The sequence below is a fragment of the Thalassospiraceae bacterium LMO-JJ14 genome (genome assembly GCA_021555105.2).
Lineage (GTDB): Bacteria > Pseudomonadota > Alphaproteobacteria > Rhodospirillales > Casp-alpha2 > UBA4479.
Window position 1 is genome coordinate 3,784,600 of the sequence record CP134604.1, and the last position, 24,824, is coordinate 3,809,423.

Sequence of the window (24,824 nt, forward strand, 5' to 3'; positions counted from 1 at the left end):
TTACCCGAGCCAGCGCTTGCGGCGGCGGTAATGCTTTACATCGCGGAAGCTTTTACGCCCGGACGTCGAAATGCCGAGGTAAAATTCCTTCACGTCCTCGTTTTCACGCAATGTACTTGCCGGCCCGTCCATAACGACACGTCCGTTTTCAAGGATATAGCCGTAGTCGGCGTATTTGAGGGCGATGTTGGTGTTTTGCTCTGCAAGCAGGATGCTGACACCTTCCTTCTTGTTCAGTTCGTTGACGATATCGAAGATTTCCTCGACCAGCTGTGGGGCAAGGCCCATCGACGGCTCGTCGAGCAGGATCATCTTCGGGTTCGACATAAGGGCCCGGCCAATGGCGCACATCTGCTGTTCACCGCCGGATGTATATCCGGCCTGTGACGTGCGGCGCTCCTTGAGCCTGGGGAAATATGCATAAACTTTTTCAAGCGACTGATTAATGGCGGCATTGCCGTCGGCGCGCGTATAGGCACCGGTCAGCAGGTTTTCCTCGATCGTCAAATGCTCGAAACAGTGACGGCCTTCCATGACCTGAATGACGCCGCGCTTCACCAGATCGTTCGGCGAGGATGCCTCGACTTTCTGTTCGTCATAGATAATGGAGCCTTTGGTCACTTCACCGCGTTCCGCGTGCAGGAGATTGGATATCGCCTTCAGCGTCGTCGTCTTACCGGCACCGTTGGCACCGAGAATGGCGACAATCTGTCCCTTCGGCACCTCAAGCGAGACGCCTTTGAGCACCAGAATCACGTGGTCGTAAATGACCTCGATATTATTTACGGCGAGGAGAATGCCGGCACCCTCGGGATCACTCCCGAGGGCACCAGCGGTATCCTCCACCACTTGGGCGGAACTGCTCATATTAATTGCAGGTCCGCGGCGTGATGTTGTTTTCTTTGGCAAAGTTCGCCGAGTCTTCTGCGATCAGTGCGTTAACAACGTCATGGTCCGGCTCATAAAAGTCGGAAACGAAGCTCCACTTCTTGGCTTTCGCATCCCATTGCTGGAGTGCGACCTTGCCTGGACCCTGGTGGTTTTCGCAGGAGATCTTGACCGGATAGGTGAAACCTTCAAGGCCAAGAACGGCAAGACGTTTAGCATCGACATTCAGCGCCTCAAAACCGTCGCGAACCTGTTCGCTTGTCGGCTCCTTGGTGTTGTGGATACGCATGGCTGTGCGGATCGCTTCTGAGGTCCACATAGCGGCAACGAGGCCACGGTTGTAGAGCACTTCGCCGATACGGTCGCGGTCACCACCGCCCATACCCTTGTCGTAGACAAACTTCTTGATGTCATCGTGCGCACGATAGTTATCACCGGCTGCATGGAAGGCACCCGACAGATAGCCATTGGCCGAAGCACCGGCCGGCAGCACGTCGTTTTCGGAACCCGACCACCAGACACCGATGAAATGATCCATCGGGAACCGGATCGATGCGGCTTCTTTGACGGCGACCTGGTTCATGACACCCCAGCCCCACATCAAGACCCAGTCCGGGCGTTCACGGCGAACCTGAAGCCAGGTGGCTTTCTGTTCCTGACCCGGGTGATCGACAGCGAGTAGTTGCAGCTCGAAACCATGTTTCTTGGACAGCTCTTCAAGGGTGCGGATCGGTTCTTTACCGTACGCCGAGTTGTGATAGACCAGCGCGATCTTCTTGCCCTTCAGCTTGTCCATGCCGCCTTCTTTTTCACCGATGTATTTGACGAAGACGGAAGCCTGATCCCAGTACGTGGCCGGGAAGTTGAAGATGTATGGGAACACTTTGCCGTTGGCAGCAGAGGTCCGGCCATACCCCATCGAGAACACCGGGATTTTATCTTCCGTGGCTTTCGGGATCAGCTGGTAGGTAATCCCGGTCGACAGCGGCTGATATGCAAGCGCGCCTGACGGTGGTGTCGCTTTGGTGTTCTCATAGCACTCGACACCTTGCTTGGTGTTGTAAGCGGTTTCGCACTCAAGATACTTGATCTTGACGCCTTCGATACCGCCATCGCGCTCGTTGAGCATCTTGTAGTAGTCACCATACCCGTTGGCGAACGGAATCCCATTCGGCGCATATGGACCGGTTCTGTAGACCGTGGCCGGGATCACCAGTTCATAGGCGTCCGCGACGGCAGCTGTCAGCGGCATTGCGACCGCAGCGACAGCAAGTGCTTTCGTCAGTAGTTTAAGTCTCATGTTAGCCTCCCTTTTGAGGTTGTTTTGGCGGCTTTGCCACCGGTTAAGCCCTTGGATGTAAATATGTTAACGCGAGTTCCTTGTTTTTGATAGGGGCCACATTAGTACGGGAATGGCCACTTTCGCAGTTTCTCCTTCAGAATTTGCCACAAGCGTGCCAAACCATGCGGCTCGACGATCAGGAAAAAGATAATCAGGGTACCAAGCAGCATCACTTCGGCATGCTTGGCCGCGCCAACGGCAAAACCCATGCCGTCGACCATGATGGTCTTCAGCGTGATCGGGATCAGCACCATGAACGCGGCCCCCATGAAGGAGCCCATGATGCTGCCTAGCCCACCGATAATGACGATGAACAGCACGAAGAACGACTGGTTGATGTCGAACGCCTCGGTCGGCTCGGCGGTCCCCAGCCAGACGTTGAAGTAAAGCGCCCCGGCAACACCGATGTAGAACGAACTGACGGCAAATGCGGTCAGCTTGGCTTCGAGGGGACGGATGCCGATCAGCTCGGCGGCGATGTCCATGTCGCGAATTGCCATCCAGCTGCGGCCGACTCGGCCACGAACGATGTTCTTCGCGGCCAATGCAAAGACCGTCACGAACGACAGGCAAAATAAATATCTGACGACCGGGCTCGCCTCCGGTCCGGTAACGAGGAAGCCGAATATCTCGCGCGGCGGTGACACGATCATGCCGGTCGGACTGTAGTTAAAGAACCAGCCGACCTTGTTGAACAGCCAAACCAGAAAAAACTGCGCCGCCAGCGTAGCGACAGCCAGATAAAAACCCTTGATCCTGAGCGACGGCAGACCGAAGACGACACCGACGAGCGCCGTAATGCCGCCCGACAGCAGGATTGCAACGATGAAATTCATTTCCGGAAACGAGGTGACCAACTTGTAGGACGCATAGGCGCCGACCGCCATGAACCCGCCGGTACCAAGTGACACCTGACCGCAATAGCCGGTCAGGATGTTCAAGCCGAGGGCCGCCAGCGCATAAACCAGGAAATGGATCAGGATCGCATTGGCCCAGTAGTCATTGATGAAAAACGGCACAACGACAAAGGCAACAATCAGAAACAGACCGATGAAGAAACGGTCCTGGGTGATCGTAAAGATCGCCTGATCGGCTTTGTAGCTGGTCTTGAACTGGCCTGCTTCACGGTAAAACATGGACGGTTACACCCTCTCGATGATTTTTTCGCCGAACAGGCCTTGCGGACGGATCAACAGGAACCCGAGCGCCAGCATGTAGGCAAACCAGTTTTCAATCGCACCGCCGACAAAAGGTCCGGCATATACTTCCGCAACCTTTTCGCCGACGCCGATAATCAAACCGCCGATAATAGCCCCCGGGACAGACGTAAAGCCGCCCAGGATCAGCACCGGCAATGCTTTAAGCGCGATCAACGACAGCGAGAACTGAATCCCCGACTTCGATCCCCACATGACGCCGGCGACCAGCGCCACAAAACCCGACACCGACCATACGATGACCCAGATTGTCCTGAGCGAAATGCCGACGCTGAGCGCCGCCTGGTGATCGTCGGCGACGGCGCGCAATGCGCGGCCAATACGTGTTTTCTGGAAGAAAATCGCTAAAACGATGACCATCACCGCAGCAACTCCCGCAGCGACGATTTCCAGCTTCTCGATATAAAGATTATGTGTATCGAGCAGATAATCCCATGCGCCCTGCGGCAAGCCAATATCGAGCGGCTTGACGTCGGAGCCGAACAGAACGTCGCCAAGACCTTCAAGGAAGTAGGCCAGACCGATGGTCGACATGAACAGGATAATCGGCTCCTGGTTGACGAGGTGGCGTAGCACCAGAAACTCAACCAGCCAGGCGACGATAACCATGACGCCCATGGTGGCGATGATGCCGAGCCAGACCGGCAGTACGAAACCGAACAGTTCGTAAAACCATCCGTCGGTGGCGATGAAGTCGTATAATGCCAGCCCGGCGAACAGCGCAAAAACGCCCTGCGCAAAATTGAAGATCCCGGAAGCCTTGAAGATCAGCACGAAGCCAAGTGCGACAAGCGAGTACATAACCCCCGCCATCAGGCCGCTGATCACCGTCTCGAGTAAAAACAGCATGTCTATACCGCCCTATGCTTCTTCGTCATCATGTGAGACACCGAGATAGGCGTCGATCACATCCTGGTTGGCGCGCACTTCGTCCGGCGTCCCGTCGGCAAGTTTCTTGCCGTAATCGAGAACGACCACGCGATCGGAAATATCCATAACAACACCCATGTCGTGCTCGATCAGAACGATCGTGGTGCCGAATTCATCGTTTACATCCAGGATAAAGCGGCACATGTCCTGCTTTTCCTCGATATTCATGCCGGCCATCGGCTCATCAAGCAAAAGCAGGTCCGGCTCGGCGGCCAGTGCCCGACCAAGCTCGACACGTTTTTGCAAACCGTACGGCAAGGTGCCGACGGCCGTCTTGCGGATCGCTTCGATTTCAAGGAAGTCGATCACCTTTTCGACCACGGCGCGGTGTTCCATCTCTTCCTTTTCCGCCGGGCCGAACCGTAGCGCCTGCCAGAAGATGCCCTTGTTCATCTTGGTGTTGCGCCCGGTCATGATGTTGTCGAGCGTCGACATCCCCTTGAACAGCGCGATGTTCTGGAACGTCCGGGCAATGCCTTCGCGCGCCGCTTCGCTCGGGCGCACCTGACGGCGGGTTTTCCCCTTGAACGTAATGGTTCCTTCCTGCGGGTGATAAAAGCCGTTGATGCAGTTCAGCATCGAGCTTTTACCGGCACCGTTCGGTCCGATGATCGCGAACACTTCATGCTCGTTGACGGAGAAGCTGATATTCGACAGTGCCTTGACCCCGCCGAACGACAACGAAATCTGATCTACAGCGAGGATCGTATCGCCGATTTTTCTTTCATGAGCCATTTTGATCGTCGCTTATTCCGCTGCCTGGGCTTGTTGGGGGTCGAAAATCTTCGCTTCGCGGATTTTCACATCGGCCTTGATTGTCCCGGTGCGGCCATCCTCGAACGTCACTGTTGCCTCGACCGGGCAGACATCCACGCCTGAATACAGTGCATTGATAAGATCGCCGTAACGTTCGGCAACCGTATTGCGGCGCACCTTGCGGGTCCGTGTCAGTTCCCCGTCATCGGCATCGAGAAGTTTGTGCAGGATCAGGAACCGTTTGATTTGCGACCCCGACAGTGCCGCATCTTCGGACAGGTCCTTGTTGACCTTGTCGACGCATTCGGCGACGAGATCGTACACCTCGTCACGCATCGCCAGATCGGTATAGCCCGAATATGCGAGACCGCGCCGTTCCGCCCAGTTGCCGACGGCTTCCAGATCGATATTGATGAAAGCCGCTGCGTAGTCTCTATCGTGACCAAACGCCACGGCTTCGGTAATAAACGGGAAGAACTTGAGTTTGTTCTCGAGGTATTTAGGCGCAAACATGGTGCCGCTGTTGAGCTTGCCGACATCCTTGGCACGGTCGATGATCTTGAGGTGCCCGTCGTTGTCAAAGAAACCGGCATCGCCGGTCATGACCCAGCCTTCGTCGTTCTTGGTATCGCGGGTCGCTTCGTCGTTTTTGTAGTAGGCGACGAAAACGCCGGGACTGCGGAACAGAACCTCGCCGTTGTCGGCGATCTTCAACTCGACATCAGTTGCCGGCGGGCCGACGGTGTCCGGTTTGACGTCGCCATCCACCTGCATGCAGATGAACACCGACGCTTCGGTCGAGCCGTAAAGCTGTTTGATGTTGACGCCCAGCGAGCGGAAGAAATCAAAGATGTCCGGGCCGATCGCCTCGCCCGCCGTATAGGCGAGGCGAAAGCGCGAAAAGCCCAACTCGTTTTTCAACGGGCCATAGACCAGGAACTCACCAAGCCCATATAGCAGACGGTCGATGAACGACACCCGCTTGCCATCGAGAATATTTGGACCAACCCGAAGCGCCACGTCCATGAAGTACTTATAAAGAAGCTGGTTGAGTTTCGAGGCGTCTTCCATGCGGATCGACACCTGGGTCAGGATATTTTCGAAAACCCGAGGCGGTGCGAAGAAATAAGTCGGACCGATTTCCTTGAGATCCAGCATAACGGTATCCGAACTTTCCGGACAACTGACGCAGAACCCGGCCACGTAGGACTGTGCATAGGAAAAAATATTGTCCCCGACCCACGCCATCGGCAGGTAGGCCAGCACTTCGTCCTTTTCGTCGAGCTTGTCCCACTTCACGCCGTTACGTGCGGTAATGATGAGGTTGTCGAAACTTAACATCACGCCCTTGGGGCGCCCTGTTGTGCCCGAGGTGTAAACCATAATGGCGATATCGTCGCCTTTACCCTTGGCGGCCTCGGCCTCAAACCAGCCCGGGTTTTCGGACAAGAACTTCCGCCCGGCTTCCATCAGGCTATCGAGCGAGCGGACGAACGGCTGGTCGTAATGACGCATGCCGCGCGGGTCCTTGTAGACAATTTCCTTGAGCTTCGGGCAGCGATCCATGACCTCAAGCAGCTTATCGGTCTGCTCTTGGTCCTCGACCACAGCGAAGCTGGCCTCGGCATGTTCGAGAACATACTGCATTTCGTCCGCGACCGCGTCCTGATACATCGGCACCGGCGTGCCGCCCAATGCCTGCGCCGCCGTCATCGCCCAGTAAAGCTGCGGCCGGTTGTCGCCGACGATGGCCAGGCTGTCGCCACGCTCAAATCCATATAGCTTGAGACCCGCCGCCATGGCGGCGATCTCGTCCTTGACCTCTTGCCAAGTCCAGGACTGCCATATCCCCAGATCTTTTTCGCGGATCGACGGTCGATCGCCGAAACGTCGCGCGTTATCAATCAGCAGTTTCGGAAACGTGTCGACGGCACCGCCAGCCGGTTTTGCGTCACCCATAATGTATCTCCCTGTGCATCCTCCGGTCTTTAGTTGCCGGAGTTCTGCTTTCTGTGAAAAGAGGTTTGCAAAAGTCCCACCCGTCGACAAGTCAAAAGATGGTGAGAGTGAGTACCCCGTCTCTTCAATTCGCGCCGCCCTGCTAAGCGAACACTGCGATTACGTTTACGTAAACGTTATTATTGTCACGCTTCGTACCCGCCCCCTTCCGTCGCGTCAAGGCTTGAGCGTTACATGGCATGGACAAAGCCGCGAAAATGTGGAGATTCCACTGCAAATACTCAACGCTTGTACGACCTAGGAGGGCCGCAACGTGTCAATCACCGGAAAAGACAGCCTTGGAACCCGCAGAACGCTTGAAGTTGGCGGTAAAAGCTATGACTACTTCAGTCTCGAAGCGGCCCAGGCCGCGGGGATCGGCGACATCTCAAGGCTGCCTTATTCCCTGAAAGTCGTGCTGGAAAACCTGGTGCGCCGGGAAAATGGCCGCACCGTCACCACCGACGACATCAAGGCCGTCGGCAAGTGGCTCGACACCCGCACCTCAGATCACGAAATCGCCTATCTGCCGGCGCGCGTGCTGATGCAGGATTTCACCGGCGTTCCCGCCGTGGTCGATCTGGCGTCGATGCGCGACGCGATGGTTTCCATGGGCGGCGATCCGGACAAGATCAATCCGTTGGCGCCGGTCGATCTGGTCATCGACCATTCGGTAATGATCGACGAGGCCGGCACCCCCGGCGCCTTCAAGCACAACGTCGAGCTTGAGTTCGAGCGCAACATGGAACGCTACGAGTTCCTGAAATGGGGCCAGCAGGCGTTCTCGAATTTCCGCGTCGTACCGCCGGGCACCGGCATCTGCCACCAGGTCAACCTGGAATACCTCTCCAAGGTGGTTTGGACCCGCGAAGACACCGACGGCAAGATGATCGCCTATCCGGACACGCTGGTCGGCACCGACAGCCACACGACGATGGTCAACGGCCTTGCCGTTCTCGGCTGGGGCGTCGGCGGCATCGAAGCCGAAGCCGTGATGCTCGGCCAGCCGGTCTCCATGCTGATCCCCGAAGTCGTCGGCTTCAAGATGCATGGCAAACTGGCCGAGGGCATGACCGCCACCGACCTGGTGCTGACCGCCGTCGAGATGCTCCGTAAACAGGGCGTGGTGTCGAAGTTCGTCGAGTTTTACGGCGACGGCCTCGACAACCTGTCGCTCGCCGATCAGGCGACCATCGCCAACATGGCCCCGGAATACGGCGCGACGTGCGGCTTCTTCCCGGTCAGCCCGGCGACGATCGACTACCTGAAACTCACCGGCCGCGAGGACGATACCGTGGCGCTGGTCGAGAAGTACTCCAAGCTGCAAGGCATGTGGCGCGAAGCCGGGTCGCCGGATCCGGTCTTTACCGACACGCTGGAACTCGACCTCGCGTCCGTCGAGCCGTCCATCGCCGGGCCGAAGCGTCCGCAGGACCGCATTCAGCTTTCGCTGGCCTCGAAAGCCTTCAAGGAAGGCTTCAAGACGCTGACCGGCCGTGATCAGGGCAAGTCGGCCGAAGTCGGCGATTACACCCTCGAAGACGGCGCCATCGTCATCGCCGCCATCACGAGCTGCACCAACACGTCGAACCCGGCGGTTCTCGTCGGCGCCGGTCTCGTCGCCAAGAAGGCGCACGCGTTGGGCATCAAGCCGAAGCCTTGGGTGAAGACGTCGTTCGCGCCGGGCTCGCAAGTGGTGCAGGAATACATGGACAAGGGCGGCCTGACCGAACACATGGACGCGGTCGGCTTCAACCTGGTCGGCTTCGGCTGCACGACGTGTATCGGTAACTCCGGTCCGCTGAAGCAGGAAATCGAAGAAGCGATCATGGAAAACGGCATCACGGTCGGCGCCGTGCTGTCCGGCAACCGTAACTTCGAAGGCCGCGTGCATCCGCTGTCGACGGCCAACTATCTGGCCTCGCCGCCGCTGGTCGTCGCCTATGCCATCGCCGGCAACATGAACGTCGACATCTATAACGATGCGCTGGCAGAAGATAAGGACGGCAATCCGGTCTATCTGAAAGACATCTGGCCGACCAACCAGGAAATTTCCGAGTACATGTCTAGCGTCATTTCCGCCGACATGTTCCGCGAGCGTTACGGTAACGTGTTCCAGGGCGACGATTACTGGCAGAAAATCTCCGTCACCGGCGGGCAGACCTACAAATGGTCGCCGGGCTCGACCTATGTGCAGCATCCGCCGTTCTTCGACCCGGCTGAAGCCGCCAGCGGCGAGCCGGCAGACTTCGTCGGTGCGCGGGCACTGGCCATCCTCGGCAACTCGGTGACCACCGACCACATCTCGCCGGCCGGCAACATCAAGAAGGAAAGCCCGGCGGGTGAATTCCTTCTCGAACACCAGGTCCGCCCGAACGAGTTCAACTCGTATGGCGCACGCCGCGGCAACCATGAAGTGATGATGCGCGGCACCTTCGCCAACATCCGCATCAAGAACGAAATGGCCCCGGGGACCGAAGGCGGCTGGACCACGCACCGCCCGAGCGGCGAGGTGATGTCGATCTATCACGCCGCGATGAAGTACAAGGAAGAAAGCGTGCCGCTGGTGGTCTTCGGCGGTGCTGAATACGGTACCGGTTCAAGCCGCGACTGGGCCGCCAAGGGCACGCGCCTTCTGGGCGTCAATGCGGTCATCGTCGAGAGCTTCGAGCGTATCCACCGCTCCAACCTTGTCGGCATGGGCGTTCTGCCGCTCGAATTCAAAGACGGCGTGACCCGTGAAACCCTCAAGCTCGACGGCACCGAAACCTTCGATCTGACCGGGATTGCGGACGGGATCAAGCCGGGCATGGACGTCACGCTCACCATCCATCGCGCAGACGGCTCGAGCGACGAAACGACGCTGCTGTGCCGTATCGATACCCTCGACGAGGTCGATTACTACCTCGCCGGCGGCATCCTGCAATACGTGCTGGTGAACCTGAACAAGAAAGCGGCGTAAAGGAAATCCCCGTCACCCCGGCGTAGGCCGGGGTGACGATATACGACAATGAAAGGGCGTCCCTCGGGGCGCCCTTTTGTTATTCGGGCGTCATGCACCCCTGAGTTCAGCCATATAAATATGATATTGACGTCATATTCATAAATTGATCAAAATGGCGCATGCATGCCACCAAAAATGCCCCGGTAGCGACGGATCTGAACTTCGGCCAGAATCTGATTGCCGAAAGCGCGCTGCACAGGAAAAGCGCGCGCACGCGTGCCTCGATCTGCCGCGCCGGGTGCGCGATCTTACGCGAGCGTTCGCTGACGGCGCTGACGGTCCATGACATTTGCGAAGAAGCCGGGCTCGCGCACGGCACCTTCTATATTTATTTCAGCGATCGTCAGGCATTCATCGCCGAGTTGCTGGAGCAGTTCGTGACGTTCGTGCAGGACGTGATGCACAGGGCTTCGCAGCAGGAGAATCACGATCCGATCCGTGCGGCGACAGCCACATACTGTCGCCTTTTCGCTGAAAATCCCGGCATGATGAAGTGCCTTATCTTCCATCTGAACGAATTCCCGGCGGCGCGTGACGCATTCCAGCGACTTAACCGCCAGTGGGTCGCAACCGTCGTCGCTGCCGCCGCCCGCCAGTTGGAGAAATCCACACGGGCCGGGCTTGTTTCCCATGATGAACTTGTGCGGCGCGCTTATGCGCTGGGCGGCATGATCGATCAGTACCTGGCGTCTCTTTACCTGAGCAACGACCCCGGGCTGAGCGACGTTTCGGGCGACATGGACCAAGTCGTCGATACGCTCACCCATATCTGGAAGCAGAGCCTGACGACATGATGGACGCAGCGGAAACGGCATCGCTTGCCGAACTCGGCACGTATCAGCAACAGGCCTGGCTGCGCCAGCGCCAACATCTGATCGCACATTCGGCATTTTACCAAAAGTTATGGCAAGGCCGGCCCCCGCCGACAAACCTGCAGGATCTGGTTGTGCTGCCGCTATCGGACAAATCACAGTTACGCACGGCACAGGCCGCGTTTCCGCCATTCGGCGATTACCTCGCGGTGCCACGGAAAGGCATCCGCCGCCTTCACCGCACGTCCGGCACCACTGGCCAGGCGATGAATCTTGCGCTCTCCGCACGCGACACCGAGATTACCGAAACCGTCGGTGCACGCGCGCAACGGGCAGCCGGACTGACGCCGGATCATACGGTCGTTCACTGCCTCAATTATCAGATGTGGATGGGCGGCGTGAGCGACCACATGACGCTTGAGCGCACCGGCGCAACGGTCGTGCCGTTCGGTGTCGGCGGCACCGAGCTTTTGATCCGCACCATCCGCGAGATCGGCATCGATGCGATTTCATGCACCCCGTCTTATCCGGCAGTCCTGGAACGTGTGATCGACGAACGGTTCCCCGGATTAAAGCCGGTGGACCTCGGTCTCAGGCTCGGGCTTTTCGGTGGCGAACCGGGATTGGACGACCCCGCTTTCCGCGCACGGTTACAAGAAACCTGGGGGATGGTGCCGCGCAATGCCAACTATGGGGTATCGGATGTGTTCTGCAATTTCGCCGCCCAATGCGCCTCGGACGAACGGCTGCATTTCCTGGCCGGTGACGTCCTTTTTCCCGAACTCATCGATCCCGACACAGAAGCCCCGCTCGACATGCGCGCCGGGCAGCGGGGAGAACTCGTGCTCACCCATCTGGAACGCGGCTGCCAGCCTCTGGTCCGGTTTCGAACCGGCGATATCATTGCCGTCGACGAAACCGCCCCCTGCTCGTGCGGCCGGACCGGCATGCGGTTCCGCGTTATCGGACGCAGTGACGACATGGTCGTGGTTCGCGGTCTCAATCTGTTTCCAAGCATGGTCGCCGCCGTCATCAGCAGCTTTACCGAACTTTCCGGCGACTACCGGATCGTCCTCGACACACCGCCGCCATACGATGTCCTGCCCGTGAACGTTGAGCTTGCGAAAGGGAAGCAGGGCGGCGCCGGCCTAGCGCACAGCGTCGAAGCCGCGATCAAGTCAGCGCTCGGCGCGACGGCGCGTGTCGAAGTGCTTGCGCCGAACAGCCTCGACATCACCGAGGGTAAAACCAAACGTGTCGTAAGGAATTACACATGACGACTTTTTGCTATGAAACAGTCCTCAGCACGCTGAATGAAAGCGGCGTCCGCACCATCTGCCTGAACCGCCCGGGCAGCCTCAACGCCATGAACCGCAAGCTGGTCGACGATGTGGCTCGGGCATTCGACGACGCCAACGCGGACGAGGCGACACGCAGCATCATCTTTACCGGTTCGGGCCGCGCGTTCTGTGCCGGTGACGACCGCAAGGAGCACGTCCATCCCGAAAACGAAGAGGACGCACGTACCGTGGTCGACGCAATCCAGCGGGCAACGCGCGCCATCGTGTTCGGCGAGAAGCCAGTGGTCGGCGCAATTAACGGCTGGGCCGTCGGCGGCGGATTTGAATGGGCGATCAACTGCGATTTTCCGATCTGGGGTGAAAGCGCAAAGGGCTTTTTCCCCGAGGTGTCGTTGAATGTCTTTGTCACCGGCGGCGTGACATCCTTGTTGCCGTCGCTGGTCGGTCTCAACAAGGCGCGGGAGATGCTTTTCCTCGGCGAGCAGTACAGTGCGCACGAACTGCTGGAAGCGGGCGTCGCCTGGCGGGTCGTCCCGGATGGCGAACTGATGGCGGAAGCGCACACTGTCGCCGCACGCCTGGCCGACTTGCCGCCGATGGCCGTCAGGGCGATGAAACGGGTTCTCAACCACGGCGCCGTAAACGATCTCGAACATGCGATGACGCTGGAGACCGATGCCACGGTCGCCGGTTTTCTGAGCGCCGAAACCACGGCGCGGATGACCGACTTCTAGCCCGGCCTGGCTTTACACACTCTGCCGTTTCAGCCACCACCGGCTGAGTTGCGAATACCCGAACAGGTACACGGCCGCGACGATATACGCGACGAACGTCCCCCAGCCGAGATCCAGCGCCGGCAGGCTGTACGCCGCCGTCACGCAGAACGACACCACGCCGCCCAAGCCCATCGGTACGTGCTTGAGAACGGCGGCGATTTCGTTGCCCGAATACGTGATGTGAATGACCAGGATCAGCGGGAACAGAGTGATCGGAAAAGCCGTCAGGATACCGGTCCATTGCTCGCCGATGTTGCCGGCGATACCTGTGATGATCATGATCGCCGCCGTCGCCATACCGGCGCGAAAAGCCATCACCCGCCAGCCGAACCGCACCCGCGCCATGATCGGCGTATTCGGCAGGTACGCCATCAGCTTCGAAGCACCGACGAGGCAGAGCGCGATCATCGGCACCGAATAAAACAGCGGCAACTGCGTGAAACTGACCAGCCAAGCGGCCGTCGCGTATCCGGCATTGGCCAGGAGCGAGGGCCACAGAACAGCGCGAATACCGCCGATGCCCTGCTTCGCGGCGACGGCGGCGTAGATATAGACGAACACCAGTGTTGTCACGAACCCGGGCACCATGTGATGTGCCGAACGAGCGGCGAAATCCGCGCCCTGTTCGGCGCCGGTGAACATGATCACCATGCCCGCCCCCAGCGGCAGCCCGGTCAAAAGTCCGGCGACGCGTGGCCCGGCCCGTTCGGCGATCAACGACAGCGCAACCACGATCGAAATCGAAATCACGATCTTGAGAATGAACAGGGTATCGATGAGCATCCGGGGCTGTTTTCCGCTGAAATCGTGAACCGTGCGCGATTGATAGCGGAATCGCGACGACAAGGAAACGCCGCACTCACCGGCTTGTGACTTGAGCGTGATTGCTAAAACCGCGTATCAGAAAGCATGACAAATATCGCATTCCCGAGATGGCACGCCATTCTCCCCACACTCATGGTGGCGCTGGTGCTGAGCCTGCAGGCAATCACCGTGCACGCCGACGATGAAAAATCCGGCGAAATGTTGACCGTTGTCGAGCTTTACACATCTCAGGGGTGCTCTTCGTGCCCGCCCGCCGACGCCTATCTCGGCAAACTCGCCGAACGCGACGACATCCTGGCGTTGTCGCTACACGTGGATTACTGGGACTACATCGGCTGGAAAGATCCCTATGCACTTCCCGCCAACACCACACGTCAACGGGCCTACGCGAAAAACCTGGGCATGGGGTACGTTTATACCCCGCAGATGGTCGTGCAGGGCATGGCCCACACCACCGGATCGAACAAGGGTGCCGTCGAACGCCTGATCAGCGACGTGCGTGGCGCCAAGCGGCTCGGTGTTTCAATCAAACATGCCGACGGCGGTCTCAGAATCGATATCCCCGAGGGCGTTTTCGACGGGGAAACGGCACGCATCTATGTCGCCGCCTATGACGCCCGGCATGAAAACGACGTAACGCGCGGCGAAAACTCGGGCCATAAGCTGGCGCATTACAATGTCGTGCGTGACATGGTTGAAATCGGCTCGTGGTCCGGCGATGCCGTGACCATGACCGTCACCGACCAAACCATCGAAATGGCTGGCCGCGACGGCTGCGCCGTACTGGTGCAATCGGTCAAGAACGGTCGCATTCTCGGCGCCGCCAGGATCGGCCTGACGCCGCACAGTTGAAGGGTTTATTTAATCCGTCACCCAGCACTTGTTTGGGAATTTGAGCCCGGATCAGGTCCGCGCTGGCGTTGAGCAGACCAACATCATTTCCGCCCGTGCCGGGCGATTTTCTCCGCCATCAGGCAGAGGATCTCGAACATCATGGTGACACCGACCAATGCGGTGTTGCCGGACGGGTCGAACGGCGGCGCGACTTCGACCACATCGCCGCCGACGATATCGATACCCGACAGCCCGCGCAGCATGCGCTGTGCATCGTGGGTCGAGAAGCCGCCGATTTCAGGCGTACCGGTGCCGGGCGCATAGACGGGATCAAGGCCGTCGACATCGAAGCTGACATAAGCCGGGCCATTCCCGACGACGCGCCGCGCTTCCTCGGCGACCTTGTCGGGGCCAAGATCGAAATATTCCTCGATCTCGATCACGCGGATGCCCTGGGCCAGTCCCCAGTCCTTGTCTTCGGGTGTGTAGAGCGAGCCCCGGATGCCGATCTGGATCGTCCGCTTCGGGTCCAGCAGACCTTCCTCGATGGCGCGGCGGAACGGTGTGCCGTGCGTGTATTTGTGGCCGCCGAAATACCTGTCCCAGGTGTCGGTATGGGCATCGAAGTGCACCATGCCGAGGGCGCCGCCCTTGGCGCCATCACCGACTATGCCGCGCATGATCGGCAGCGTGATCAGATGGTCGCCGCCCGCGGTCAACGGCATCACGCCCGCAGCCTGCAGGTCCGTATAGAACGCGCCGACACGCTCCAGGGTATCCAGCAGGTCGACCGGATTGACCGACGTATCGCCGAGATCGGCACAACTCGCCAGATGGAACGGCATGGTGCCGGTGACGTGATGCACGTTTCTGACCATGGTCGAAAGGTCGCGCAACTGCCGGGGGCCGTGCCGGGCGCCAGCGCGGTTGGTGGTGCCGCCGTCCCACGGCACACCGATGATACCGATATCGACCTCACCGGCCGCCGTTTCCAGATCGACATGCGGCAAGCGCATGAATGTCGGGATTCCGGCAAAACGTGGAACATCGGCACCGGATCGCGGCAGGTATTTCTTGTGCTTGTCGTCCATGATCGCTCCTTGTTTGAGCATACCCTAGCGGATCGGCCCGACATCGGAAATGGTCAAGCGCGCGTCATATCCGGGTCACATCAATGCCACGTTTACTCTGTATGCATTGTGCCGCGCCGGGGATGTTCCGGCATGAACCGGGAGTTCGCCATGACGAAATCATATCCGTTTCCAGCCCGGGCCGGCATCGAACCCCCGCTGGCCGATCTTCTTTGCGATCCAGTACTGCATGCTTTGCTGCGTTACGATAAACTGAGCATTGATGACGTGCGGGCCTGTATTGCCGATTGGCGCAATCGCCACCTTGTTACACTGCAAGGGATCCCGGTTGCGGCCTGAGCCGTGATTTTCCCGTGTGACGGTTGAACCGCGCCGCCACAATCCCCATACTTTGCTTGTTGAATAATGACTGACAAGGAGAGCCCGATCCATGGCCAGCGACAATCTTCACGCACCGCGTGAGCGCCTCAGCAAAGAAACCCTTCACCTTCACCACGCCATCGTCTCGTTGATGGAAGAAATGGAAGCCGTCGACTGGTACCGCCAGCGCGCCGACGACTGCGAGGACGAGGAACTCAAGGAAATCCTGCTGCACAATATGCGCGAGGAGATGGAACACGCCTGCATGGTATTGGAATGGCTGCGCCGCAATAACGAAGACTTCGCCAAGGAATTGAAAGAAAACCTCTTCAAGGAAGGTCCGATTTCCGGTCATCACGGCTGATCTGCGCCAAACGCAAGCACACCCTCCTGAAGCACGCTTCAGGAGATGGCTCCCCGTATCCGGCTAACACAAAAAAAACCCCCCGGGGACGAACCCCGGGGGCGAGTTTTAAACAGGGAGGCTTCACGTCTGGGAGACGCGAGGGGCCGGAGACCGGTCCCTCTATTCCGGGCAGGGCGCCCGGAAACTGGTTGAAACCCTTGGTGTTCAGCGTTTTCAGCGCGATCAACCGGTTTCGAATTCCGTCTTCATTGTTGCAACGCAACATCGAATACATGATTTATATAGGGAGGCCCTGTTTGAAAACCAGAGCCAAACAGGAATTGCAGCTATGCATTTGACGCATAGCTCAAAGGGCCGCGCTATCTCTTGATAGGCGCCAATTTTTCAAGAATGAAATCCCGAAAAGCGATGATTCTGGCTGAATCCCTGAGCTCTTCGGGGTAGACAAAATACATGTTCAGTTCCGGCCCCTGCAATTCCGGCAACACTTCGACCAGATTGCCGATTTCCCGGCCCATGTATTCCGGCAGCGCGCCGACACCAAGGCCACTTTGCACTGCACGCAGAATACCGTAGATCGAATTAACCCTGAGTACCGGTTTGCGCGGCGCTCCATCGCGAGCGTGTTCGTTCAAAAGCCAGTTAAGGTTTGCCGCCGGCGGCCGTGCATCATCGCCGTAAACAACGATCCGGTGTTTATCGAGGTCGCGGGCATTCTTCGGCATGCCGTTCTGCTGCAGATATTCCGGCGCCGCATAAACGCGGTAACGCAGCGTCATCAAGTGACGCTGAACAAGATCGGGCTGGGTCGGCGGGGTCAGACGGATCGCGACATCGGCCTGACGCATGGACAGATCCAGTTCGGTATCGGCAAGTACCAGCGAGACTTCGATATCCGGGTATCGGTTGACGAATTCCTTCATCCGCGATGCCAGAAACACCGAACCGAATGCGACCGTCGAGGAAATCTTCAGTGCACCCTGCGGCCGCTCCTTGTTCTCGGCCAGTTGCGCCTGAACCCTGGCCAACTGCGCAAAGACGGCGTGCGCGGTATCGAAAAGCGTTTCACCCTGCTCGGTCAGGATCAGCCCACGGGCGTGGCGGTGAAATAGCGGCGTGCCCAGGCTTTGTTCCAGCGCACTGACCTGACGGCTGACGGCAGACTGACTGAGATTGAGCGTTTCACCCGCATGGGTGAAGCTGCCGGCTTCGGCAACGGCATGGAACACCCTGAGTTTATCCCAATCGATCGGCACTTCAGCCCCCCGGCCCGTGGCCCTGTTGGCCGGTCATCGTTGACGGCCGTCCTATAGTAGCATCCGCTTCATTCGGCGGCGCGTGTTTCCTGATCCTCGGCCTCGGCGAGGAAACGTTCCGCCTCCAGGGCGGCCATGCATCCTGTCCCTGCAGCGGTAACGGCCTGACGGTAGATGCGGTCCTGAACGTCGCCGGCGGCGAACACACCTTTGACGCTTGTCTGTGCCGTTCCCGGCACCGTTTTGATGTAATTGTCCTCGTACATATCGAGCTTGCCCTGAAACAGCTTGGTGTTCGGGTCGTGGCCGATCGCGATGAACACACCGTCGACGGCAATATCCTGGGTCGCGCCGGTTTTCGTGTTCTTGAGCCGTGCACCCGTGACGCCCGGCGGATTCTGGCCGCCCAGCACTTCTTCAAGCTGGTGGTCCCAGATCACCTCGATCTTCTCATTCTTGAAAAGCCGGTCCTGCATAATTTTTTCGGCGCGCAATTCATCACGTCGGTGCACCAGATACACCTTGGCGGCATGATTCGTCAGATAAAGCGCTTCCTCGACAGCCGTATTGCCGCCACCGATCACCGCCACGTCCTTGCCGCGATAGAAAAACCCGTCGCAGGTCGCACAGGCGGATACACCGAAGCCCATATATTTCTGTTCGCTTTCAAGGCCGAGCCAGCGCGCACTGGCACCGGTGGCGATGATCAGCGTATCGCCGGTGTATACGTCGCCGCTGTCGCCGACCGCCTTGAACGGGCGCTGCGACAGATCCACCTCGACAATGGTGTCTTCGATCATCTCGGTGCCGACGTGCTTGGCCTGCTCGAACATCTGCTCCATCAGCCACGGCCCCTGAATGACTTCGGCGAAACCGGGATAGTTTTCCACTTCGGTGGTGATGGTGAGCTGCCCGCCCGGCTGAATGCCACGGACCAAAACCGGTTCAAGGCTTGCCCGGGCGGCATAGATCGCCGCCGTATATCCGGCCGCACCGGACCCGATGATCAGAACTTTGGTATGGCGGGGGTCGGACATGGCTCTCTCCTTAAGCGTAAGCAAACCGGCGATTGGAAGGCTTTCTAAATAAGCCGAACTGAACGGGGACGCAACGGATGGATGGTACAGGCGATGGCGATGCATGCCGAAGCAAGCGGACGCAATTTTGTTGCGCAAGATCATTGCGCAAATTACGCGAAAGATGATACGACATGATTCAAATTCACCGTCATCAAGGGAGCACCCCGGTGCAAAAGGTAAAGCTCGACGCCATCGATCTCCGGATTCTCCGCGATCTGCAGGATGACGGACGTATCACCAATGTTGATCTGGCGGCCCGCGCCGGGATTTCCGCCCCACCCTGCCTCAGACGCGTGCGCGCCCTCGAGGAAGCCGGCTTCATTCACGGCTATCACGCCGACATCGACGGCACACATATGGGCTACAAGGAAATGTTTTTCGCCCTGGTCGGTCTCGACAGCCAGTCGCAGACCGTCCTGAAAGGGTTCGAGGAACTGATGGCGGACTGGCCCGAGGTCCGCGAGTGCCACATGATCCGGGGCGGTGGCGATTTTCTGATCAAAGTCGTAGCCCGCGACAAGGAGCACCGCGACAAGCTGACCATGGGGATTACCTCCGCCGATCACGTCGATACGGTCACGACCCTTGAAACCATCCGCACATCGAAGAATCAGTCCGGCGTACCGATCGACCCGGATGCGGCGGTCGAGGAATAAGCTCGGACTACCTTCACCGTCATCCCCGCGAACGCGCGGTTATATCAGCCCTGGATCAGACCCAGCTGACTTCGCAGACTTCATAGGATTTACCGCCGCCGGGCGTCGCCACTTCGACAACGTCGCCGATGGTCTTGCCGATCAGCGCGCGCGCCAAGGGCGAGGTCACGGAAATTTTGCCGTCATCCAGATTGGCTTCGAGTTGGCCGACGATGCGGTACTTGGTTTCTTCGTCAGTATCGGTATCGGCGACCAGTACGGTCGCGCCGAAACGGACCGTGTCGCCGGACATTTCGGAGGTGTCAATGGCTTCTGCGCGGCTGGTCACATCTTCCAGCTCGGCGATCCGGCCTTCGATAAAGCCCTGCTTTTCACGCGCAGCGTGATACTCGGCGTTCTCCGACAGATCGCCGTGCTCGCGCGCCTCGGCAATCGCCTTGATCACCGCCGGCCGCTCTTCGGACTTAAGCCGTCTCAACTCCTGTTCGAGGGCCGCAAGGCCCTCACGCGTCATCGGCACACGTTCCATGTTTTCCCCGGCCGGAAACCGGCCCTCCTCAATATCTCCCCGAAACGTCAATGCCCCTGATCACCGAAAGGCGATCACCGGAGCGGTATCAATTAAGGGGAAGCCTAATACGAAGGATCAAAATAAGCCTGCAACGGCGCGACTGCAAGCCCGCCTGCACCACCCTCGGTAATGATGGCGGCAATCGCTTCGGCTGCGGCGAGCGCTGCGGTCATTGTCGTGTAGTGCGGCACATGGTTGGTCAGCGCGGTCCGGCGGATCGAATAGCTGTCGGCGATGGATCTCGCACCCTCGGTGGTGTTGATGACGAGCTGCACATCGCCGTTGGTCAGCGCATCGACGCAGTGCGGACGGCCTTCCAGGACCTTGTTGACCCGTGACGCCGGCACACCGTTGGCTTCAAGGAAACGTTGCGTGCCGCCGGTGGCGATAACCTCGAAGCCGATCCCGTGCAGGATACGCGCAATGGTCAGGGCCGTATCCTTGTCTGCGTCGCGAACGGAAATAAACACGCCGCCCGACATCGGCAACGCCATCCCTGCGCCCAGTTGCGACTTGGCGAAGGCGCGATGGAAATCCCTGTCGATGCCCATGACCTCGCCGGTCGATTTCATTTCCGGGCCGAGCAGCGTGTCGACACCCGGAAAGCGGGAGAACGGGAAGACCGCTTCCTTGACGGCAACGTGTTTCATGGAACCCAGCTTCGGCAGCGTGAAGGCAGAGAGTTTTTCCCCGGCCATCAGGCGCGCCGCGATCTTGGCAATCGGCACCCCTGTCGCCTTGGCGACAAACGGGACGGTGCGCGACGCACGCGGATTGACTTCAAGGATATAGATGTCCTGTTCCTTGACCGCGAACTGCACATTCATCAGCCCGACGACACCGAGTGCCTTGGCCAGAATCACGGCCTGACGCTCAAGCTCGGCGATGATGTCCTCGGAAAGCGAGAATGGCGGCAGCGAGCATGCGCTGTCGCCGGAGTGAATGCCCGCTTCCTCGATATGCTGCATGATCCCGGCAACATAGACATCGCTGCCATCGCAAAGCGCATCGACATCGACTTCGATGGCGTTCTGCAGATAGCTGTCGAGCAGCACCGGGCTTTTGCCGGAAACGACCACGGCTTCACGCATATAGCGTTCAAGTGCCGTGTCGTCGTGGACGATTTCCATGGCGCGCCCGCCGAGCACATAGCTGGGGCGGATCACCAGCGGATAACCGACGTCGTGCGCGACCTTCAGTGCCTCTTCCTGGGAACGGGCCAGACCGTTCGCCGGCTGGCGAAGCCCGGTCTTCTGCAACAGTGCCTGAAAACGCTCGCGGTCCTCGGCCAGATCGATGGCGTCGGGCGAGGTTCCCAAAATCGGAATGCCCGCGCTCTCAAGCGCGGCGGCGAGCTTCAGCGGGGTCTGCCCGCCGAGCTGCACGATGACGCCCTTCAAAGTCCCCTTGCGCTGTTCGACGCGCAACAGCTCGATCACGTCCTCGGCGGTCAGCGGCTCGAAGTACAATCGGTCCGACGTATCGTAATCGGTCGACACCGTCTCCGGGTTGCAGTTGACCATGATCGCCTCAAAACCGGCTTCCTTCATCGCGTAGGCCGCGTGCACGCAACAATAATCGAACTCGATGCCCTGGCCGATGCGGTTCGGTCCGCCGCCGAGGATGGCGACTTTCTCGCGCGCCGTTGGTTCGGCTTCGCATTCGGCGGGGTTGAGGCCGTCGCCCTCGTAACACGAATACATATAGGACGTCTGCGAGGCGAATTCGGCGGCACAGGTATCGACACGCTTGTAGACCGGCAGCACGCCGAGTGCGCGGCGCGCTTCGGTGACCGCGTCGACATCACCACCGGCAAGTTCCGCCAGACGCTCGTCGGAAAAGCCCTTTTTCTTGAGGCGCAGCAGCGCCTGCGGATCGTCCGGAATGCCGTCCCGGCGCACTTCTTCCTCGGCATCGACGATATGCTTGATGCGTTCCAGGAACCAGATGTCGTATTTGCTGGCACGCTGGATGTCTGCCAGCGGCATGCCGTGTCGTATGGCCTGGGCGATATAGCGGATGCGGTCCGGCCGCGCTTCGCTGAGCACCGCCTTGACGACATCGGTATCGATATTGCCGTCGGATTTGACCGCACCTTCGATCTCGATCTCGTTCATGCCGGTGAGCCCGGTCTCCATCGAGCGCAGCCCCTTTTGCAGGCTTTCCTCGAAGGTCCGCCCCATGGCCATCGCCTCGCCGACGGATTTCATCGACGTCGTCAGCAAAGCCGTCGTGCCGGGGAACTTCTCGAACGTGAAGCGCGGAATTTTCGTCACCACGTAATCGATGGTCGGCTCGAACGAAGCGGGCGTGACGCCGGTGATGTCGTTCTGCAACTCGTCCAGCGTGTAGCCGCAGGCCAGCTTGGCGGCGACCTTGGCGATCGGGAAGCCGGTCGCTTTCGATGCCAGCGCCGACGAACGGCTGACGCGCGGGTTCATTTCGATAACGACAAGGCGGCCGTCTTCCGGATTGACCGCGAACTGCACGTTCGAGCCGCCGGTATCGACGCCGATCTCGCGCAGCACGGCGATCGAGGCATCGCGCATGATCTGGTATTCCTTGTCGGTGAGCGTCAGCGCCGGGGCGACGGTGATGGAATCGCCGGTGTGCACGCCCATCGGGTCGACGTTTTCGATCGAACAGATGATGATGCAGTTGTCCGCATTGTCGCGGACGACCTCCATCTCGAATTCCTTCCAGCCCAGCACGCTTTCCTCGATCAACACCTGATTGATCGGCGATGCGGTGACGCCCGACGTCACGATCTGTTCGTATTCCTCGGTCGTGTAGGCGATGCCGCCGCCGGTACCGCCGAGCGTGAACGCAGGCCGGATCACCGCCGGCAGGCCGACGCTTTTCAGCGCTTCCATGGCTTTCTGTTTCGACGACGCGGCAAGCATCGTGACTTCCTTGATCTTGCCGTCGCGGTCGGGGATCTCGATCATCTCGTATTCGCCGGTGAAGACTTCCGATTTCGGCGTCCCCAGACCGATCTTGTCCATGGCGTCGCGGAACAGCAGCCGGTCTTCGGCCTTGGCGATGACATCGGCCTTGGCGCCGATCAACTCGACGCCGTATTTCTCGAGCGTGCCGCGCTCGGCCAGCGCCATCCCGGCGTTCAAGCCGGTCTGCCCGCCCATGGTCGGCAGCAGAGCGTCCGGGCGTTCCTTGGCGATGATGTTTTCCAGCACTTCCGGCGTGATCGGCTCGATATAGGTGGCATCGGCCATCGACGGGTCGGTCATGATGGTCGCCGGATTGGAGTTCACCAGGATCACCCGGTAGCCCTCTTCGCGGAGCGCCTTGCACGCCTGCGCGCCCGAGTAGTCGAACTCGCAGGCCTGACCGATAACGATCGGCCCGGCGCCGATGATCATGATGGATTTGATGTCTGTACGTTTGGGCATTTACGATTTCGCCTCGTCCATCAGCTTGGTGAAGCGCTCGAACAGGTAATGGCTGTCGGTCGGGCCGGGCGAGGCTTCGGGGTGATACTGCACCGAGAAGATCGGCTTGCCCTCGACGCGCACGCCTTCGTTCGAGCCGTCGAACAGCGAAACATGGCTTTCGACGACACCCGCCGGCAGGCTTTCGGTGTCGACCGCGAAGCCGTGGTTCTGGCTGGTGATCTCGACGCGGCCTGTAGCCAAGTCCTTGACCGGCTGGTTGCCGCCGCGATGGCCTTGATGCATTTTCACCGTCTGCGCGCCAAGTGCGCGCGACAGTAACTGGTGGCCGAGGCAGATGCCGAAGATCGGCTTGCCGCTGTCGATCAGCACTTTCAGCACCGGCACCGCGTATTCCCCCGTCGCCGCCGGATCGCCGGGGCCGTTGGACAGGAAGATGCCATCCGGCTCAAAGCTCAGGATATCTTCCGCGCTCGCCGTCGCCGGCACCACGGTGACGTTGCACCCGGCAGACGCCAGACAACGCAGGATGTTGCGCTTGATGCCGTAATCGATGGCGACGACGTTATATTTAGGGTCCTTCAGCGTGCCGTAGCCCTGACCGAGCACCCATTTCGTTTCGTCCCATTTATATGTCTGCTTGCAGGTTACCTCGATGGCGAGGTCCATGCCCTCAAGCCCCGGCCATGCCTTGGCCTTTTCGATCAGTGCCGGAATATCGAAGGTACCGTCGGGCGCGTGACAGATCACACCCGTCGGTGCGCCTGCGTCCCTGATCTTGCGGGTCAGGCTCCGCGTATCGACGCCCGAGATCCCCGGCAGGCCGTGTGACTTCAGCCACGCATCCAGATGCTGCGTCGCGCGCCAGTTGGCGGGCTCGGTGATGTCGGCCCTTAAAATACAACCCCGGGCGGCCGGGGTTATGGTTTCGATATCTTCGGGGTTCGTACCGACATTGCCGATATGCGGGAAGGTGAAGGTGATAATCTGCCCCGCGTAACTGGGGTCGGTCATGATTTCCTGATAGCCGGTGATGGAGGTATTGAAACAGACCTCGCCCACGGCTTCGGCGGCGGCGCCGACGCCCCGCCCCCAGAACAGGCTTCCGTCGGCCAGAACGATGACCGCTGTCGCCCCACTTGGGGCGCAGAAAGACTCCGCACCCTTGTGTTCGGGTGCAGCGGGTTCTACTTCATGTGTCACGATATTTGCCAGCCGGGGTCGGTTTAGACTGGCAGAGTAGATACGCAAAGCCCCCCGCCGCGTCAAGCGTTCAGGGCAATTATTTTATTCTTTTAAAATCAATGGGTTATAAAACTGAATCCGGTTGTCACGCGTGCCCCGATGCGAT

Annotated in this window: 21 protein-coding genes; 8 read left to right on the forward strand and 13 right to left on the reverse strand. The window is 59.3% G+C overall.

Features of this window, described 5'->3' with window-relative positions:
* The 6 genes from L2D14_17935 to L2D14_17960 all read right to left on the reverse strand — a co-directional run bounded on the left by L2D14_17935 (nucleotide 1) and on the right by L2D14_17960 (nucleotide 7,092).
* Nucleotides 1-867, reverse strand: coding sequence for an ABC transporter ATP-binding protein (locus L2D14_17935; protein ID WNJ99728.1), 867 nt, complete (start codon nucleotides 865-867; stop codon nucleotides 1-3).
* A 1-nt stretch (nucleotide 868) separates the two neighbouring features.
* A complete protein-coding gene (locus L2D14_17940; protein WNJ99729.1) occupies nucleotides 869-2,188 on the reverse strand; it encodes an ABC transporter substrate-binding protein in 1,320 nt (439 codons plus the stop codon).
* A gap of 101 nt (nucleotides 2,189-2,289) precedes the next feature.
* Entirely contained in the window at nucleotides 2,290-3,366 is a 1,077-nt protein-coding gene (locus L2D14_17945) for a branched-chain amino acid ABC transporter permease (protein ID WNJ99730.1), read from the reverse strand.
* Nucleotides 3,367-3,372: 6 nt separating this feature from the next.
* Nucleotides 3,373-4,296: a branched-chain amino acid ABC transporter permease gene (locus L2D14_17950; GenBank protein ID WNJ99731.1), complete on the reverse strand. Its 924-nt coding sequence runs from the start codon at nucleotides 4,294-4,296 to the stop codon at nucleotides 3,373-3,375.
* Nucleotides 4,297-4,308: 12 nt separating this feature from the next.
* A complete protein-coding gene (locus L2D14_17955) occupies nucleotides 4,309-5,112 on the reverse strand; it encodes an ABC transporter ATP-binding protein (GenBank protein WNJ99732.1) in 804 nt (267 codons plus the stop codon).
* A 12-nt stretch (nucleotides 5,113-5,124) separates the two neighbouring features.
* Complete coding sequence (locus tag L2D14_17960) at nucleotides 5,125-7,092, reverse strand: AMP-binding protein (protein ID WNJ99733.1); 1,968 nt, start codon at nucleotides 7,090-7,092, stop codon at nucleotides 5,125-5,127.
* 313 nt (nucleotides 7,093-7,405) lie between these two features.
* On the opposite strand from L2D14_17960, the gene acnA reads away from it, so the two are divergent.
* From acnA to L2D14_17980, 4 genes are all read left to right on the forward strand, one after another.
* Nucleotides 7,406-10,093 (forward strand): aconitate hydratase AcnA, encoded by a 2,688-nt coding sequence (gene acnA, locus L2D14_17965; GenBank protein ID WNJ99734.1) that lies wholly within the window; start codon nucleotides 7,406-7,408, stop codon nucleotides 10,091-10,093.
* Between the two features lie 161 nt (nucleotides 10,094-10,254).
* Entirely contained in the window at nucleotides 10,255-10,929 is a 675-nt protein-coding gene (locus tag L2D14_17970; GenBank protein WNJ99735.1) for a TetR/AcrR family transcriptional regulator, read from the forward strand.
* Complete coding sequence (locus L2D14_17975; protein WNJ99736.1) at nucleotides 10,926-12,224, forward strand: hypothetical protein; 1,299 nt, start codon at nucleotides 10,926-10,928, stop codon at nucleotides 12,222-12,224. Before L2D14_17970 ends, L2D14_17975 begins: the two co-directional genes overlap by 4 nt.
* Entirely contained in the window at nucleotides 12,221-12,982 is a 762-nt protein-coding gene (locus L2D14_17980; protein ID WNJ99737.1) for an enoyl-CoA hydratase/isomerase family protein, read from the forward strand. Before L2D14_17975 ends, L2D14_17980 begins: the two co-directional genes overlap by 4 nt.
* A gap of 12 nt (nucleotides 12,983-12,994) precedes the next feature.
* Here the strand turns inward: L2D14_17980 and L2D14_17985 are convergent, their stop codons facing one another.
* The gene (locus L2D14_17985; protein WNJ99738.1) at nucleotides 12,995-13,807 is read right to left on the reverse strand and encodes a hypothetical protein; all 813 of its coding nucleotides are present in this window, start codon (nucleotides 13,805-13,807) and stop codon (nucleotides 12,995-12,997) included.
* A 126-nt stretch (nucleotides 13,808-13,933) separates the two neighbouring features.
* On the opposite strand from L2D14_17985, the gene L2D14_17990 reads away from it, so the two are divergent.
* Complete coding sequence (locus tag L2D14_17990) at nucleotides 13,934-14,701, forward strand: DUF1223 domain-containing protein (GenBank protein ID WNJ99739.1); 768 nt, start codon at nucleotides 13,934-13,936, stop codon at nucleotides 14,699-14,701.
* Between the two features lie 83 nt (nucleotides 14,702-14,784).
* Here the strand turns inward: L2D14_17990 and L2D14_17995 are convergent, their stop codons facing one another.
* The gene (locus L2D14_17995) at nucleotides 14,785-15,774 is read right to left on the reverse strand and encodes an agmatinase (GenBank protein WNJ99740.1); all 990 of its coding nucleotides are present in this window, start codon (nucleotides 15,772-15,774) and stop codon (nucleotides 14,785-14,787) included.
* Nucleotides 15,775-15,924: 150 nt separating this feature from the next.
* Between L2D14_17995 and L2D14_18000 the strand changes: the two genes are divergently transcribed.
* Nucleotides 15,925-16,113: a hypothetical protein gene (locus L2D14_18000; GenBank protein WNJ99741.1), complete on the forward strand. Its 189-nt coding sequence runs from the start codon at nucleotides 15,925-15,927 to the stop codon at nucleotides 16,111-16,113.
* Nucleotides 16,114-16,204: 91 nt separating this feature from the next.
* Nucleotides 16,205-16,498, forward strand: coding sequence for a ferritin (locus L2D14_18005; protein WNJ99742.1), 294 nt, complete (start codon nucleotides 16,205-16,207; stop codon nucleotides 16,496-16,498).
* A gap of 362 nt (nucleotides 16,499-16,860) precedes the next feature.
* On the opposite strand, the gene L2D14_18010 is transcribed toward L2D14_18005, so the two are convergent.
* Entirely contained in the window at nucleotides 16,861-17,751 is an 891-nt protein-coding gene (locus L2D14_18010) for a LysR family transcriptional regulator (GenBank protein ID WNK01704.1), read from the reverse strand.
* 74 nt (nucleotides 17,752-17,825) lie between these two features.
* Nucleotides 17,826-18,794: a thioredoxin-disulfide reductase gene (gene trxB / locus L2D14_18015; GenBank protein ID WNJ99743.1), complete on the reverse strand. Its 969-nt coding sequence runs from the start codon at nucleotides 18,792-18,794 to the stop codon at nucleotides 17,826-17,828.
* A 209-nt stretch (nucleotides 18,795-19,003) separates the two neighbouring features.
* Between trxB and L2D14_18020 the strand changes: the two genes are divergently transcribed.
* Nucleotides 19,004-19,492 (forward strand): Lrp/AsnC family transcriptional regulator, encoded by a 489-nt coding sequence (locus L2D14_18020; GenBank protein WNJ99744.1) that lies wholly within the window; start codon nucleotides 19,004-19,006, stop codon nucleotides 19,490-19,492.
* A 55-nt stretch (nucleotides 19,493-19,547) separates the two neighbouring features.
* On the opposite strand, the gene greA is transcribed toward L2D14_18020, so the two are convergent.
* The 3 genes from greA to carA all read right to left on the reverse strand — a co-directional run bounded on the left by greA (nucleotide 19,548) and on the right by carA (nucleotide 24,676).
* Nucleotides 19,548-20,021 (reverse strand): transcription elongation factor GreA, encoded by a 474-nt coding sequence (gene greA, locus L2D14_18025; protein ID WNJ99745.1) that lies wholly within the window; start codon nucleotides 20,019-20,021, stop codon nucleotides 19,548-19,550.
* 104 nt (nucleotides 20,022-20,125) lie between these two features.
* Complete coding sequence (gene carB / locus L2D14_18030) at nucleotides 20,126-23,473, reverse strand: carbamoyl-phosphate synthase large subunit (GenBank protein WNJ99746.1); 3,348 nt, start codon at nucleotides 23,471-23,473, stop codon at nucleotides 20,126-20,128.
* Nucleotides 23,474-24,676, reverse strand: a complete 1,203-nt coding sequence (gene carA, locus L2D14_18035) for a glutamine-hydrolyzing carbamoyl-phosphate synthase small subunit (GenBank protein ID WNJ99747.1) — start codon at nucleotides 24,674-24,676, stop codon at nucleotides 23,474-23,476.
* Between the last annotated feature and the right edge of the window lie 148 nt (nucleotides 24,677-24,824).